This is a genomic window from Sphaerisporangium sp. TRM90804, assembly GCF_029846175.1.
Classification (GTDB): Bacteria; Actinomycetota; Actinomycetes; order Streptosporangiales; family Streptosporangiaceae; genus Sphaerisporangium.
On sequence record NZ_JARWAC010000011.1, the window covers coordinates 249,185 to 264,315 of the forward strand.

A 15,131-nucleotide genomic window follows, 5' to 3' on the forward strand; every position below is an offset into this window, starting at 1 on the left:
GGATGAGCTGCCTCCTTTCTTGAGGTGATGATCGTTGGATCCGCCACGAGGCCGTGAACCGGAGGACTCTCGGAGGTTCGAATCCTCCCGTCCCCACATGGGTCGAGCAGGGCGGCAAGAGGAGCCGATGCCCGCGCCGACCTATCGAAGTCGCCGATCCTGTCGGCCCCCGCGTCCGCGGGCCGATAGTAGAAGGCCGTGAGCTGGCGCGGCGGGACATGCGGTCTCCCTGTGTGGGTTCAGGGGTGGCACACCGCATGTCCCGTCGCGCCTTTCAGTTGATCACTGAAGACGGCCGAGAAGGCTGGTGGAAGGTGAAGGCATGCGTTGGGGTGACATCTCCGGCAGTCCGGAGTTACGCTCAGCTTGGTCAAACAACCTGTCGGGTGATGGACGGTCGTGATGTCGCTAGAATCCGTGCCGCCGAAGTACGCACAGCTCGTGCAGACGCTTCAACGGCGCATCGAGGCGGGGACGTACCCGCCCGGTTCACTGCTGCCCAGTGAGAACCAACTGATCCAAGAGTTCGGCATCTCCCGGCCCACGGTGGTCGCGGCCCTGCGCATGCTGCGTGAACAGGGCTGGATCGACTCGCAGCAAGGCAAGGGCCGGTTTGTGCGGGGCCGTCCGGCGATGTCGACGGTCGAGCAACCCCGGTCGGGCCAGGCGTACGTGAGCAGCCCGGAGACCAGCTCGCCGGGAGAGGTGCTCGACGTGGGGGCGGTGACCGCACCCAATCGGATCGCCGTCCTGCTCGGTCTGAAGCCCAAGAGCAAGGTTTTCCTCCGTCGGCGCCTTCTCTCCCACGAGGGGGAGCCGTCGGAGATCGTCTCGATCTGGCTCCCTCTTGATCTGTCGGAGGGCACCGACCTGACCAGTGCCGAACCGCTGTCACAAGGTCTGCGAGAGCACATCGAGGCTCGTAAGAGCGTCCACTTCGATCACGTCCTAGAGCAGATCGTTGCCCGTATGCCGACATCTGCTGAGGCAACCCGGCTTGGTATGCCCAAGAACGTGCCGCTGCTCGTGGTCTTCGCCTCCTTGCGCGATGCCGCCGGCCGTGCCTTGGCCGTGCTCGACGTGCTGCTCCCTGCCGACCGTCACGAGCTGGAGGACGCCTATCCGATCAGTTGACGCGGTTCATCGCAGAAAGCCCGCTTAGGCACTTGACCTATCAAGCGGGCTTTCTTTATGCTCTAGTCAGTTGACAGGTTAAGTGTCTGTCATCCAAGACAGGAGCGACTCTCATGGCCCTGCAAGGCCCCATCCCGGTCACCTTCGACATGGTCTTCCCGCACGGCTGCTACGTCGTCGGGGAGGTCGAGAAGGTCAAAGACTTCGACGCCTCCACCAACGGGCGCTTCGGCCAGGCGCGCGACAAGCAGTCGGGGGAACTCGTCTGGCAGGTCGCGGTCATGGACGCGGACCCGACGCTCAAGCCCGCTCAGAAGACCGTGGCCGTCAAGATCTTGGCGTCGATGCAGCCGGTTCCTCCGGCGCCGATGGCCGGCCTGCCCTTCACCCCGGTCGAGTTCGACGGCATGTCCGTCACCCCCTACGTCAACGCGAACGGCCGGCTGGCCTACTCCATCCGCGTTCGCGAGATGCGCGGACTTCTGCCGGCCGCCCCCAAGACCAACGCCCCGACCAGCAAGGAGAACATCTGATGTCTCGTCACCGCCGGTCCCGCGCGACCAGCGTGATCAACCTCAACACCGGCCATGGCCCCAAGGCCGGCAACCATCCCTACCCGGCGCGTACCCCCGTGCTGATGCTCGACTTCGGGGCCACCTCGGTTCTGGTCACCACCACGGCCAGCGACCAGGTGACGGCCTCCGACGTCGACTTCGCCCGGCAGCTCGCCAGCGAGGCGCACGCCTTCGCCATCTCCGTGGAGCGCATGTTCCTCCGTTCGCCCGACGCCGGATGAACGCCCGCAGCACGGACGGCCCCAACACCCCCGTAACAGCGGCCTGACATCAGGCGGGGCCGCTGGAAGGTGCAACTTCCGGCGGCCCCTGGGTTCTCCCCTGACTCCACATCACGAGAGGTAACCAGCTTATGTTCAAGCGACTCCCGGGGGATGAGACACGCAACCTCGTGTCCACCACCCCGGACACCGCGGTCGTCTTCCGGCCTGCGGTGGTTCGAACTCCCGCGATCATCACGATCATCATCCTCGCCTGGCGGTGCCTGGTCGGCCTGCTGCGGCTGATCACCGTTCACCCCGTCGCCAAGGTCTGCGTCTCAGGGGCGGTGCTGCTGTGGCGGCTGGCCGGCTGGCTGCCCACGGTGCTGGTGCTCGCCGTGCTGGGCTTTGCTCTGGTGGGCTGGTTCACCGCTCATCGGGCGTCCTTCACCCGGTGGATCACTTGGCCACTGCTGGCGTGCCGGCGGCGGTTCTGGATCTACCGGCGGCACTGGCAACCGGTGATGATCGTCTCTGGACTGGGACGTCATCTCAAGGGCCGTGACTACCTACCCCGCCTGGTCCGGGTCGAGTGCAACTCCTGGGCCGACCGGGTGACGGTGAAGATGCTGTCCGGGCAGGCGGTCAAGGACTGGTCCGACCGTATCGAGCACCTGGCGCACGGGTTCGGCTCGATGTCCTGCCGGATCGCGGTGCAACGGGCCGGAGAGCTGACGTTGACCTTCCCGCGTCGTGACCCGCTCGCGGTGCCCATACCGGCCTTGCCCATCCCCACGACGGCGACCGTTGGGCCGGTCGAGATCGGCGTCCGAGAAGACGGCATGCCATACCGGTTGAAGATCCACGGAACCCATGTGCTGATCGCGGGAGCTACCGGCGCCGGCAAAGGCTCCTACCTGTGGTCGACCGTTCGTGGCTTGCTTCCGGCGACGGCGGCCGGGCTTGTCGAGCTGTGGGCGCTGGACCCGAAGCGGATGGAGCTGTCCTACGGGCGGGCTCTGTTTGGCGATCGGTACGCCGCGACCTCGGGCGAGTGTGCCGATCTTCTCGAAGCGGCCGTCTCAGTCATGCAGGACCGGGCCGACCGGTTCGCCGGCCACCAACGGGCGCACACTCCCACCGAGAAAGACCCCTTCGTCCTGGTGCTCGTCGATGAGGTGGCGTTCCTGACCGCCTACCAGTCCGACAAGAGCCTGCGCGTCCGCATCACCAGTGCCCTTGCCACCTTGACCACGCAAGGCCGCGCGGTCGGCGTCGGCGTCATGGCCGCGCTCCAGGACCCGCGCAAGGAGGTCATGAACATCCGCAACCTGTTCCCCGACAAGATCGCACTCCGGCTCGATGAGTCCGAACAGGTCGACATGGTGTTAGGCGACGGCGCGCGTGACCGGGGAGCGCTCGCCGATCAGATCTCACCCGACTACACACGCGGCGCCGGCATCGGATACGTCCGCCTGGAGGCCGACCCCGATCCGGTGCGGGTCAGGGCGGCCTACGTCTCCGACTCCGACATCCGGACGATGGCGACCGAGTTCGCCGGGGCCGGTGAGGGCCGATGACGCTCGCTCACTTCCTCGACGGCCTGCGCTGCGCGGTGTGCGGATGCCTCGACGTGCTGTGGCTGGACCCGGTCCGCGGCCTGGTGGAATGCCGCGAGTGCGGCCACAAGGCCCTGTGCGTCCCCGACGCCGGGGAGGTCGTGTGACCGGACCTGCGGACCGTAGGACCCCACGCGCGGTGCGGATGGCGCAACCGTTGGCGCGGGACGTGGTCGAGGCAGTCGCCGTCCAGCACGGCGTGTGCATTCGTCCGGTGCCGCTCAAGCGCGTCGACACCGCGACCGGCAAATCAGAGATCATCGACGTGCCGTGCGGCGCGACGCTGGCGAGCAAGTGTCCCTCGTGTGCCAAACAGAACCGGCACCTGCGGATGGCCCAGTGCCGCGAGGGCTGGCACCTCGACAGCGAACCCGTCATCACTCCAGACGAACCGGACGCGGATCAACGGTGGCTGGTCGAGTTCCGGGCCGACGTCCAGGCGCAACGCGACCAGGCCGCGTCGGCCGGCGAACCCGTCGAGGACTTGGACGCAGCCATCACCGAACTCGATCAGGAGATCAACGCCTCGGGGATGCGGGGGAGCGTGCTCGGCCGTGCCGTCCCCAAGCGCAAGAGGTCGACCAGGCGGCGCCAGGACGCTCCCGACCTGCCCAAGCGGACCAAGCGGAGCACGACCCTGGGACGGACGTTCACCGGCTCGGACGGCAAGGTCTACCGGCCGTCGCTGTTCGTCACGCTCACGCTCCCGTCCTACGGCCGGGTGAGCAACGGGGCGCCGGTCGACCCCGACGCCTACGACTATCGGCGGGCCGCTCGGGACGCGCTGCACTTCTCCAAGCTGGTCGATCGATTCGTGCAGAACCTTCGCCGCGTGGCCGGCTACGACGTGCAGTACTTCGCGAGCGTGGAACCTCAAAAGCGGCTGGCTCCGCACCTGCACATGGCCGTGCGGGGCACCATGCCGCGTGCGGAGATCAAGGCCATCGTGGCGGCCACGTATCACCAGGTGTGGTGGCCCAAGGCTGACCGGGTGGTCTTCGAGGACGACCACATGCCGGTGTGGGTTAAGCGGGACGACGCTGACGACGTCGATCAAGGGGCCGGCGACTACCTCGATCCGGTGACCGGGGAGGTTCTGCCCACCTGGGATGAGGCGCTCGACCAGCTCGGCGCTGACGAGCAAGCCGATCCGGCGCACGTGATCCGCTTCGGCACTCAGGTCGACGTTCAGGGCGTGTTGGCCGGCACCCCGGATGCCGATCAGTGCATCCGGTACCTGTCGAAGTACCTCACCAAGTCCATCGGCGAAAGCCTCGACCCCGACAACCCCGCACAGCGGGAACACGCCGCACGGATGGCGGAGACGCTGCGCTTCGAGCCGTGCTCCCCGACGTGCCCTAACTGGCTGCGCTACGGCGTGCAGCCAAAGAGCGCCAAGCCCGGAGTGCGGCCGGGCGGATGCAAGGGCAAGGCCCACAAGCCCGAACACCTCGGCTACGCGGGCCGTCGCGTCCTGGTCTCCCGCAAGTGGTCGAACAAGACGCTCACCGAACACAAGCATGACCGCCGCACCTGGGTGCTCGACGCGCTCGGCATCGACGGCGACCAGGCGCCCGACCCTGACCGCTACATCTGGCGCCCCGTCCCCAACGGCGACGCCAACGTCCCTCCGCTCGCCCATCGCCTGCTCCGCTCGGTCGCCGAACGCCAACGCTGGCGCGCGGCCATGCAACTACTCCAGTCCAGAACAGACGGACAACCCGCCGAAGGTCTTTCGGCAACCCGGCCGGCGGCATGAGGGAGGGCCACATGGATCAACTGCTGACCGTCCAAGAGGCGGCCGATCTCATGCACACTTCGGTCCGTTTCGTTCGTCGCCTCGTCGCGGAACGGCGCATCGAGTTCGTGAAGGTCGGCCGTCACGTCCGCATCCGAGAGTCCGCGCTGATCGCCTACGTCGTGGCCGGCACCGTCGCGCCTCTGACGACCCACAACGTGACAAGGAGCGTGGCCTGATGGCCAAGGGCAACAAGCCGAACCATCGGCGCTTCGGCAATATCCGCCAGCTTCCCTCTGGGCGCTATCAGGCGAGCTATCTGGCACCGGACGGTCGTAGGTGTACGGCCCCCGAGACGTACGACCGTAAAGGCGACGCGGAACGGGCGCTCACTCTCATTGAGGCACAGATCATCTCTGGAAAGTGGACCGACCCAGAGCGCGGCAAGATCAAGCTTCAGGCGTACGCCGAGACCTGGATCACGCAGCGTCCCGGACTTCGACCCCGCACGGTTGATCTTTATACGTGGCTGCTCAAGAAGCACATCATGCCGTACCTGGGCGGTGTCGCGCTCGGCAAGCTGTCGACGGCCATGGTCCGGCAGTGGCGAGCTGACCTGCTCGGCAAGGGCGTCTCGGTCTCGATGGCTGCCAAGGCGTACCGGCTGCTACGGGCGGTCCTCATGACGGCCGTTGAGGACGACCACATCTTGCAGCGCAACCCGTGCCGGATCCGCGGGGCCGGTGACGAGCATGCGGAGGAACGTCCTGTGCTCACCGTGGGGCAGGTCTTCGAGTTGGCTGACCGCGTGGGCCGGCGACCCGTGGGCAACATCCGGTGCCTCAGCCACGCACAGGGCTACCGGCTCCGCTTCCAGCGGCACGGCGAGATGCGCACCTATCCCGAGGTCTTCGCCACTCGGGCCGAAGCGGAACGGGCGCACTGGGCGTTGGTCGACAAGGGGCAGGCCGACTGCACCCATGACCGGCGGTTCCGCGCGTTCGTCCTGCTGACCACGTTCGCGAGTCTGCGATGGGGCGAGATCATCGCATTGACCCGCAGTGATATCGATCTCAAAGCAGGAACGGTGCGGGTCCGTGCGGCTTACGTCGAACGGTCGACTGGGCCGCTGGTGCTCGGGCCTCCCAAGTCCAAAGCCGGGCGGCGCATCGTCGGCATCCCGCAAGCGATCATTCCGGCGCTCCGCGAACACCTCGCCACCTTCGTCAAGGCTGAGCCCGGCGCGCTGGTCTTCTCCGGGATCAAGGGGGGTCCGCTCCGGCGTAGCGGCTTCAACCGGCTCGCGTCGTGGCGGGAAGCCGTTCGGGTCATCGGCGCGGAGGGTCTCCACGTTCACGATCTCCGGCACACCGGAAACATGATCGCGGCAGAGTCCGGCGCGGGCCTCAAGGATCTGATGGCGCGGATGGGCCACGACAACGTGAGGGCCGCGATGATCTACCAGCACGCCGTACGCGGGGCCGACAAGTCGATCACGGATGCGATCGACAAGCACATCACCGGAGAGGGTGAGGAAGATGACGGGCCAGCGGGTGTGCTCGTGCCCGTGGGCTAATTGCACGTTAATTGCACGGAAGATCGATTAAGCCCCAGAAACAATTAAGGCCCGGGTTGGGAGTGGATCCCTGACCTGGGCCTTCGTGGGTGGAGCGGGTGACGGGAATCGAACCCGCGCTGTCAGCTTGGGAAGCTGATGTTCTGCCATTGAACTACACCCGCGTCGATCAGTGACTGACGACGGACCTACTCTAGCGGAACTCCTGGCGTGGCACCTCATCGGTGGAGGGGGAAGTTGCGGGGGTGGGGGGCGCTTGTTGGTGGGGGGCGGTAGGTTGCTGAGGTGCTGCTCTCCGATGGTGATGTCCGGGCTGAGATCGAGTCGGGGCGGGTCAAGATCGATCCGTTCGCGGAGGAGATGATCCAGCCGTCGAGTATCGACGTGCGTCTGGATCGGTTCTTCCGGGTGTTCGAGAACCACCGGTATCCGCACATCGATCCGGCGATCGAGCAGCCGGAGCTGACGCGCCTGGTGGAGCCTGAGGGGGATGAGCCGTTCATCCTGCATCCGGGGGAGTTCGTGCTGGCTTCCACGTACGAGGTGATCGGGCTTCCGGACGACATCGCGGGGCGGCTGGAGGGCAAGTCGTCGCTGGGGCGGCTGGGGCTGCTGACGCACTCGACGGCCGGGTTCATCGACCCGGGGTTCGAGGGGCATGTCACGCTGGAGTTGTCGAACGTCGCGACGTTGCCGATCAAGCTGTGGCCGGGGATGAAGATCGGTCAGCTGTGCATGTTCCGCCTGAGCTCGCCGGCCCGGCAGCCGTACGGGAGCGCCGCGTACGGCTCGCGGTACCAGGGGCAGCGCGGGCCGACGCCCAGCCGGTCCTTCATGAACTTCCATCGCACCGTGATCTGAGCGCGGTTCTGAGCCGGCCGGATCCGCGTGTGGGGCTTGAGTCGGTCGGATCTGAGTGCGGTTCTGGGGCCGGCCGGATCTGCGTGGGTGGTTTTGAGTGCGGTCGGATCTGAGTGCGGTTCTGTGGCCGGTCGGAGCTGTATGCGGCTTTGAGGTCGGTCGGATCTAGGTGCGGTCCTGAGGCGGGTCGTTCGGGGGCGGTCCTCCGGGTGGGGCGGTTTGGGGTGCGTCGGCGTCTATGACGGGGCGCCGTCGTTCGCGGGTTTGCGCGGGGAGCAGGCTCGTCGCGTCGAAGAGGCTTTCAGCCGCTGTGGTCTGAGGTGCCGGGGCCGGGCTTGGGCCGGTTCACTCCGGGGGGTTCACGCGCGATGTGATGCTTCTGTGCCAGCCCGGGTTCGCTGGGGGCTTCGGGGCCGCCGTGGTCTGGGGTGCCGTGGGTCGCTGTGCCGGGGCGCCCGAGTGCTGGCGTCGAGACGGGACGCTGTTCGGTGGGGTTGCCTGGAGGCGGTGGTGTGGTCGGGAGCGGGCTCCGGTAGCTTGCGTCGGTGGCTCGGGGCGACTTGGGAGGGTTTGTCGGGGTTGCCGGAGGGCGCGGTATGTCCTGTGGGGGCGGCGGTTCGGGCTTTCTCGGGGGGTGGGTTCGCTGTTGGTGGGGCGAGTGTGTGTCGATCTGTATACGGAGGGCAGCGGAAGGGGAAAGATGAGGTTACAGCGAGGTGTGCAAGTCACGAACTTCGCATTTCAGCCGGTACCCCTTACTCTTCTCTGCGACCGTCCCCGCACATCTGGAGAACGACGTGCGCCTGCGTCTCACGCCTCGTGAGGACAGCTATTACGATCTGTTCGCCGACTCGGCGAACAATCTCGTCACCGCATCACGCCTGCTGGTGGAGATCATCAGCGACGGCTCGGACCGGGAAGCCCTGGCCGAGAAGATGCGGGCCTGCGAGCACGCGGGTGACGAGCGTACTCACGCGATCATGAACCGCCTCAACGAGAGCTTCATCACCCCGTTCGACCGCGAGGACATCTACCGCCTCGCGTCCAACCTGGACGACGTGATGGATTACATGGAGGCCGCGGCCGACCTCATCGTCCTCTACCAGATCGACCACCTCCCCAAGGAGGTCGTCCGCCAGGTCGAGGTGCTGGAGCGGGCCGCGGAGCTGACCGCCGAGGCCATGCCCCGGCTGCGGTCGATGAACAACCTCAACGAGTACTGGATCGAGATCAACCGGCTCGAGAACCAGGCCGACCAGGTCTACCGGCGGCTGCTCGCCAAGCTCTTCGGCGGGGAGTACGACGCGCTCACGGTCATGAAGATGAAGGAGGTCATCGACCAGCTCGAGATGGCCGCCGACGCCTTCGAGCACGTCGCCAACACGGTCGAGTCGATCGCGGTCAAGGAAAGCTAAGTGGAGCTAGCGCTTGTCATCGGCGTCATCGTCATAGCGCTGGTGTTCGACTACACCAACGGCTTCCACGACGCCGCCAACGCGATCGCGACCTCGGTCTCGACCCGCGCTCTCACCCCTCGTGCCGCGCTCTTCATGGCCGCCGCGATGAACTTCGTCGGCGCGCACATCAGCACCGAGGTGGCCCGGACGGTCGGCACGGGCATCATCGAGCCGCCCACCGGTACGCACGGCCTGGTCATCGTGGGCGCCGGCCTCATCGGCGCGATCACCTGGAACATGATCACCTGGTACTTCGGCCTGCCGTCGTCCAGCAGCCACGGGCTGATCGGCGGCCTGGTGGGGGCGGCGCTCGCGGCCTCCAGCGGCATCCACTGGGACGGCGTGCTGGCGAAGGTGGTCATCCCGATGATCATCTCACCTCTCGTCGGCTTCCTGCTCGGCGGCGCCATCATGATCGCAATCTTGTGGATCTTCCGCAGGGCGAATCCGCACAAGGCGAACAAGAACTTCCGGTACGCCCAGACGGTGTCCGCCGCGGCCATGGCCCTGGGCCACGGCCTCCAGGACGCCCAGAAGACGATGGGCGTGATCTTCCTCGCCCTGTACACCGGCGGTTACGTGGCCGCCAACGACCCCATCCCCCAGTGGGTCATCCTCGCCGCGGCCGCCGCGATCTCGCTCGGCACGTACGCGGGCGGCTGGCGCATCATGCGCACGCTGGGCCGCCGCATCATCCACCTCAGCCCCGCGCAGGGGGTCGCCGCCGAGACCGCCGCCTCGATCGTCCTGTACACGATGGCGATCGCGGCCAAGGCGCCGATCTCGACCACGCACACGATCACCAGCGCCATCATGGGCGTGGGCGCCACCAAGCGCCTGTCGGCCGTGCGGTGGGGCGTCGCGGGCAACATCATCACCGCGTGGGTGCTCACCATCCCCGCGGCGGCGCTGGTGGCGGCGCTGACGTACTTCCTGCTCCACTGGATGGTGGAGTAGCCCCCGGGGCGGGTGGCCGGCCGCGGTACGTAAGCGGCCGGCCGGGGGTCACGCCCCGCCGACCCAGCGCTGGATGTTCTGGACGCGCTGCTCGCACTCCCGGGTCTCGCGCACGTTGCCGAGCGCCTCGTACGACAGCCGCAGCGCCGTCAGGGCCTCCACCTGGCCGAGGTGGTTGCCGGTCTCGCGGTGCAGCCGCAGGTTCTCCTCCAGGTCGCGCAGGGCCCCGGCGTGGTCGCCGCGGTACTGGGCGACCAGCCCGAGGGTGTGCCGGCACGCCGCCTGTTCCCGCAGGTCCCCCGCCTCCTTGACGATGTCGAGCGCCTGCCGGGCGTGCCGCTCGGCCTCGTCGGGGTGGCCCAGGGCGAGGTGGATCCGCGCCAGGTTGTTGGTCGCGCAGCCCTCGTGCTGCCGGTCGCACATCTCGCGCATGAGCCCCACGGCCCTGACCGCCCTCTCCAGCGCCTCCCTGGGCCGCCCCATGCGCAGCAGGATGCGGGCCATGGTGTCCAGGGCGACGCCCATGCCCTCGTCCTGCCGCTCGTGGATGGACAGCGACGTCTCCGCCGCGTTCAGCGCCTCCCACGTCAGCCCCAGCCGCGCGTAGGCGCGCGCCAGGCCGCCGAGCGTCCGCGCCTCGCCCAGGGCGACGTCCAGGTCGCGCCAGAGCTTCAGGGCGTCCAGGCCGTGTTGCAGCGCGTCCTCGTACCGGGCCAGGCGCCGCATCGTGCGGGAGAGGTTCTCCAGGTCGTGCGCCTCCCCGGCCCGGTCGGCGATCTCCCTGCGGATCTCCAGGGCCAGGTTCAGGTGCTCGCGCGACTCGGCGTACCGGCCCAGCTTGAAGTACACGACGCCGATGGCCGCCCGCGCCTCCGCCTGGCCGCGCTTGTGGCCGATGTCGTGGGTCAGCCGCACGGCGTGCCACAGCCGGGAAAGCGCCTCGGCGTGCGCGCCCTCGTCGCGCAGCAGCTTGCCCAGCACGATCAGGGTCTCGCCCTCCCCGTGCCGGTCGCCGCTGGCCCGCGAGATGCGCAGCGCCTGCTCGGCGTCGCGGCGCGCCAGGCCCGGCAGGCCCACCTGGCGGTGGATGCGGGCCAGTTCGCGGTAGGCGTCGGCCGACTGCGGCCGGCCGCCGAGGTCGACCCGCAGCGACAGCGCCTCCAGCGCGTGGACGACGGCCGTGCGCGGAGCGCCCCAGTAGTAGTGCAGCCGCGCGAGGTTGAGCAGGGTCTCGGCCTCCCCGGCCGTGTCGCCGATCTCCTTGCGGATGGTGAGCGCGCGCAGCGCGTAGTCCTCGGCGCTGACGTACTCGCCGAGCCGCCGCAGGTTCTGGGAGATCGTGTCCAGCGCCTCGGCCTCGCCGGCCCGGTTGCGGGCCCGGCGGTGCAGGTGCAGGGACTCGGTGGAGTGCTCGATGGCGAGCCGGTAGCGCCCGAGCACGCCGCGGACGTCGGCGAGGTTGTCCAGCGCGTCCGCCTCGCCGAGGCTGTCGCCGAGCCGCCTGAAGCCCCACCGCGCGTCCTCGCCGTAGCTCAGCGCCTTGACGTTCGCGCCGATCGAGCGGTGCGCGATGGCCAGGTGGTGCAGCATCTTGGCGGTGGCCGGCCAGTCGTCCTCGGCCTGCGCGGAGGCCAGGCCCGCCTTGTGCACGTCGATGACGTCCCTGACGTAGCCGCGCGAGGTCATGAAGTCGTACACCGCGTCGGCGAGGTTGAACGCGTACGAGTGCAGGCCGTGCCGGGCGGCCTGGTGCGCCGCGGCGACGAGGTTGGCGCGCTCGCTCTCGAACCAGGCCAGGTGCCGCTCCCGCTCCGCGTCCCGGGAGGCCGTGGCCGGCGCCTCGGCGGCCGGCGGCCTGGCGGCGCGGTCGCGGGCGGGGCGCCGGGGGCGGCCGAGGGCGTCGCCGGCGCGCATCGCGGTGGCGAGGTAGTGGGTGAGCAGGCGCCGGACGGCGCCCGTGCGCTCGATCTCGCTGTCCTCCAGCAGAACCCGTTCCCGGGCGAACACCCGCAGCAGGCCGTGGACGGTGAAGCGGTCGCCCTCGGCGGACACCAGGTGCAGCCGGTGCAGCGCCTGCAGACGCGCCAGCGTGTCGGGCGCCGTCTCGTCGAGCAGGGCGGCGCCGGCCTCGGCCGTGGCGTCCGAGCCGGGCAGCAGGCCCAGGTAGCGGAACGTGCGGCGCAGGTCGGGCGGCAGCGCCCGGTAGGACACCTCGAACGCCGGCCGCACGGCCGCGCGCGGCTCGTCGTCCTGGGCGAGCTTGGACAGCCGGTCCTGCCCGTCCAGGTCGCGGACGGTGTCGGCGATGCGCTCGGCCGGGTTCTCCGCCAGCCTGGCCGCGGTGATCCGCAGCGCCAGCGGCAGCATCGCGCACTGGCGCACCAGCCGCGTGGCGTCCGCGCGGTTCTCCCTGACCCGCGAGTCGCCGGGCCCGAGCACGGCGGTCATCAGCTGGATCGCCTCCTCCTCGGGCATGACGTCCAGCGACAGCGGCTCGACGCCGTCGGCGGGGGCGAGCCCGGGCTCCCCGGCGAGCTTGGCCTGGGTGGTGACCAGGAGCAGGCACCGGTTGGACGGCGGCACCAGCGGGCGGATCAGCTCGGGGTTCTCGCCGGCGTTCTCGACCACGACGAGCATCCGCCGGTCGGCCAGGTGCCGCCGGTAGAGGGCGACGAGGTCGTGCTCGTCCACGGGCATCTGGTGGCCGCTGAGGCCCAGGCCCAGCAGGAGCCGCCCGAGCGCCTCGGCGGTGGTGAGCTGCCGGTTGGGGGCGCCGTTCAGGTCGAGGTAGAGCTGTCCGCCGCTGAAGTGCTCGTCCTTCACCGAGTGGCCCCAGTGCGTGGCCAGGGCCGACTTGCCGACGCCGGCCATGCCCTCGACGATGACCGCCCGCGGCCGGTCGGCGGCCGCGACCATCGCGTCCAGGGCTTCGAGGCTGGCGCCCCTGCCGGTGAAGCACGGCACCTCCGGGGGGAGCTGGGCCGGGCTGCCGCCGCCCGCCGGGATCCTGATCGCCGGGATCTGCCGCGTGGCGGCGGGCGGCCTGGCGGGGGCGGCGACGGCGGGCGGCGGCTCCCACTCCGCGGCCCACGGCCCGGCCGCCTCGCGCAGGCCCGCCATGTCCTTCACGGTGATCGTGGAACCGTGCTGCTCGACGATGTCCAGGTGGCGGTGGGCGCACGAGGCGCGGGGGCCCTGCGGGCGCCAGACGTGGAAGGCGCGGGCGACGGCGACCCGGTCGACCCCGGCGAAGCTGGCCAGCTCCGCCTGGGTGAGGGGCGGGCCGATCAGCGTGCCGGTGCCGAGGGGGCGTCCGAAGCGCAGGGCCAGCTCGATCAGGTGCAGGGCGATCCGCGCCGGGGCGCGCACGCCGGGGCCGGGCGCGCGCCGCCGGGCGGCGAGCACCCGGCGGTGCCCGAGGCTCTTCATCAGCGCGCTGCCGGCGGACAGCTCCTGGGCCAGGAAGTTGACGAACCGGTCCTTGGGCACCTGCAGGACGCGTACGGGGGTCAGCGTCTCGATGCGGCCCCGTTGCGGGCAGTCCCACAGGGTCAGCTCGCCCTCCAGGTGCCCGGGGCCGAAGATCTCTATGATCGACTCGTCGCCCTCGGCGGAGCCGTAGACCTCTTTGGCGTAGCCGTCGAGCAGGACGGTGACGCTGTCGGGCAGGGCGTCGCGGTCGCCGAGGGTCTCGCGCGGCGCGAACTCCCTGACCCAGCCGATGGCGTGCAGGGACTCGCGTTCGATCCGGCCGAGCAGGGACCAGAAGGTGCCGGGGCCTGCCGGGTTGAAGCCGTTCACGTGGCCTCCGCTGGGGTCGGCGGCGGGCGGGCCCACGCGAAGTACGCGCGGACTTACAGGGTGAACGTCCTTTCCGGCGGGAGATGTGTCAATTGACACATCGCAGTGACACATCCACATAAGACGGGCCGTGGACGGAGGCCCGCGAGGCGGTCAGCGGTGGCGGTACATCACGTCGACGTCCCACCGGGTGAAGCCGAGGCCCTCGTACAGGCGGATGGCCGAGGGGTTGTCCTCGTCCACGTACAGCATGACCTCGGGAAGACCGCGGGATCGCAGGTGGGCCAGGCCCGCCAGCGTCAGCGCCCTGCCCAGGCCGGAGCCGCGCTCCGTGGGGTCCACCCCCACCACGTAGACCTCGCCGATGGCGTTGTGGCCGTGGGAGTCGTGGTCCTCGTCGCCGTGCACCTTCGTCCAGTGGAACCCGGCCAACGGCCGCCCGCCGTCGGGGCCGGCCGGGGCGCCGGGATCGGCCGGGACGTCGGTGCGCGGGGTCTCGCGGACGGCGAGGAAGAACCCGGCGGGGTCGAACCAGGGCTCCTGCTCGCGGCGCGTCAGGTCGTCGAGGGTCCAGGCCCCCTGCTCGGGGTGGTGGGCGAACGCGCGGGCGTTCAGCCGCAGCCACGCCTCCTCGTCGGCGCCGGGCTCGAACGTGCGCAGGCGTATGCCGGGCGGCATCTCGGCGCCGGGGACGGCCTCCGACAGCGAGCGTCGCATCTGCCACAGCGAGCGCACCCGGGTGAACCCCAGCGAGGACGCCAGATGCCCGGCGGCCGTGTGGTCGCCGTGCGCCCACAGGCGCAGCCTGCCGCCGGCCTCGGCAAGCGTCGCCTCCAGCAGCTTGCGCCCGAGGCCCCGGCGGCGGAACGCGGGATGGATCACCAGCTCGCCGCTCGGCCCCTCGACCTGGTCGGTGGGGTCGATGTGGGCGAAGCCCACCAGATCGTCGCCGTCGTACAGGAGCACGGCCTTCGCCCCCGGATCGCCCCCGTAGCGCAGGTGGAGCATGACGTGCTCGTTCAGCGGCTTGACGGAGTCGGCCTCGGTGGCGGAATCGACCAGCGCGACCACGGCGGCCACCTCCCGGTCGGCCAGCCGGTCGCGGATATCGACGCGCACGTTCATGGTCGAACCCTAATGTGGCAGAAGACGCCACCTTCCGGTGGGGTAATTTGTTGCCTTCCCGTCATTCCCCGCTGAGCTGACCTCTCTA

General features: G+C 69.4%; 13 protein-coding genes and 1 tRNA gene. 11 read left to right on the top strand and 3 right to left on the bottom strand.

Annotated elements, in window-relative coordinates:
- Nucleotides 1–402 precede the first annotated feature (402 nt).
- The 8 genes from PYR91_RS15985 (at nt 403) to PYR91_RS16020 (ending at nt 6,842) form a co-directional block, all read left to right on the top strand.
- Nucleotides 403–1,134, top strand: a complete 732-nt coding sequence (locus PYR91_RS15985) for a GntR family transcriptional regulator (RefSeq protein WP_279780598.1) — start codon at nt 403–405, stop codon at nt 1,132–1,134.
- 113 nt (nt 1,135–1,247) lie between these two features.
- On the top strand, nt 1,248–1,667 hold the full coding sequence (locus PYR91_RS15990) for a plasmid replication, integration and excision activator (protein ID WP_279780599.1): 420 nt from the start codon (nt 1,248–1,250) through the stop codon (nt 1,665–1,667).
- Nucleotides 1,667–1,930, top strand: coding sequence for a hypothetical protein (locus PYR91_RS15995; RefSeq protein ID WP_279780600.1), 264 nt, complete (start codon nt 1,667–1,669; stop codon nt 1,928–1,930). The genes PYR91_RS15990 and PYR91_RS15995 overlap by 1 nt, the downstream gene beginning before the upstream one ends.
- A gap of 170 nt (nt 1,931–2,100) precedes the next feature.
- Nucleotides 2,101–3,489 carry an FtsK/SpoIIIE domain-containing protein gene (locus PYR91_RS16000; protein ID WP_279780601.1) on the top strand — a complete coding sequence of 463 codons (1,389 nt, stop codon included), beginning with the start codon at nt 2,101–2,103 and terminating at the stop codon, nt 3,487–3,489.
- On the top strand, nt 3,486–3,635 hold the full coding sequence (locus PYR91_RS16005) for a hypothetical protein (protein WP_279780602.1): 150 nt from the start codon (nt 3,486–3,488) through the stop codon (nt 3,633–3,635). Before PYR91_RS16000 ends, PYR91_RS16005 begins: the two co-directional genes overlap by 4 nt.
- A 38-nt stretch (nt 3,636–3,673) precedes the next feature.
- Complete coding sequence (locus tag PYR91_RS16010) at nt 3,674–5,287, top strand: replication initiator (protein ID WP_279780603.1); 1,614 nt, start codon at nt 3,674–3,676, stop codon at nt 5,285–5,287.
- Nucleotides 5,288–5,298: 11 nt separating this feature from the next.
- On the top strand, nt 5,299–5,505 hold the full coding sequence (locus PYR91_RS16015) for a helix-turn-helix domain-containing protein (protein ID WP_279780604.1): 207 nt from the start codon (nt 5,299–5,301) through the stop codon (nt 5,503–5,505).
- Nucleotides 5,505–6,842: a site-specific integrase gene (locus tag PYR91_RS16020; protein WP_279780605.1), complete on the top strand. Its 1,338-nt coding sequence runs from the start codon at nt 5,505–5,507 to the stop codon at nt 6,840–6,842. Before PYR91_RS16015 ends, PYR91_RS16020 begins: the two co-directional genes overlap by 1 nt.
- A 90-nt stretch (nt 6,843–6,932) precedes the next feature.
- Here PYR91_RS16020 and PYR91_RS16025 read toward each other — a convergent pair.
- A tRNA-Gly gene (locus PYR91_RS16025) sits at nt 6,933–7,006 on the bottom strand.
- A 121-nt stretch (nt 7,007–7,127) separates the two neighbouring features.
- Between PYR91_RS16025 and dcd the strand changes: the two genes are divergently transcribed.
- From dcd to PYR91_RS16040, 3 genes are all read left to right on the top strand, one after another.
- A complete protein-coding gene (gene dcd, locus PYR91_RS16030) occupies nt 7,128–7,703 on the top strand; it encodes a dCTP deaminase (protein WP_279780606.1) in 576 nt (191 codons plus the stop codon).
- A 797-nt stretch (nt 7,704–8,500) separates the two neighbouring features.
- Nucleotides 8,501–9,118 carry a DUF47 family protein gene (locus PYR91_RS16035; RefSeq protein WP_279780607.1) on the top strand — a complete coding sequence of 206 codons (618 nt, stop codon included), beginning with the start codon at nt 8,501–8,503 and terminating at the stop codon, nt 9,116–9,118.
- The gene (locus PYR91_RS16040; protein WP_279780608.1) at nt 9,119–10,117 is read left to right on the top strand and encodes an inorganic phosphate transporter; all 999 of its coding nucleotides are present in this window, start codon (nt 9,119–9,121) and stop codon (nt 10,115–10,117) included.
- A gap of 48 nt (nt 10,118–10,165) precedes the next feature.
- On the opposite strand, the gene PYR91_RS16045 is transcribed toward PYR91_RS16040, so the two are convergent.
- Together PYR91_RS16045 and mshD are read right to left on the bottom strand one after the other, a co-directional pair.
- Complete coding sequence (locus tag PYR91_RS16045; protein ID WP_279780609.1) at nt 10,166–13,918, bottom strand: tetratricopeptide repeat protein; 3,753 nt, start codon at nt 13,916–13,918, stop codon at nt 10,166–10,168.
- A 153-nt stretch (nt 13,919–14,071) separates the two neighbouring features.
- Complete coding sequence (mshD, locus tag PYR91_RS16050) at nt 14,072–15,043, bottom strand: mycothiol synthase (RefSeq protein ID WP_279780610.1); 972 nt, start codon at nt 15,041–15,043, stop codon at nt 14,072–14,074.
- Nucleotides 15,044–15,131 lie beyond the last annotated feature (88 nt).

Bases quoted from the DNA above. Each gene is read 5' to 3' on its own strand.
- PYR91_RS16010 (WP_279780603.1), top strand. From the start codon at position 3,674: ATGGCGCAACCGTTGGCGCGGGACGTGGTCGAGGCAGTCGCCGTCCAG.
- PYR91_RS16005 (WP_279780602.1), top strand. From the start codon at position 3,486: ATGACGCTCGCTCACTTCCTCGACGGCCTGCGCTGCGCGGTGTGCGGA.
- PYR91_RS16015 (WP_279780604.1), top strand. From the start codon at position 5,299: ATGGATCAACTGCTGACCGTCCAAGAGGCGGCCGATCTCATGCACACT.
- PYR91_RS16020 (WP_279780605.1), top strand. From the start codon at position 5,505: ATGGCCAAGGGCAACAAGCCGAACCATCGGCGCTTCGGCAATATCCGC.
- PYR91_RS15995 (WP_279780600.1), top strand. From the start codon at position 1,667: ATGTCTCGTCACCGCCGGTCCCGCGCGACCAGCGTGATCAACCTCAAC.
- mshD (WP_279780610.1), bottom strand. From the start codon at position 15,043: ATGAACGTGCGCGTCGATATCCGCGACCGGCTGGCCGACCGGGAGGTG.
- PYR91_RS15990 (WP_279780599.1), top strand. From the start codon at position 1,248: ATGGCCCTGCAAGGCCCCATCCCGGTCACCTTCGACATGGTCTTCCCG.
- PYR91_RS15985 (WP_279780598.1), top strand. From the start codon at position 403: ATGTCGCTAGAATCCGTGCCGCCGAAGTACGCACAGCTCGTGCAGACG.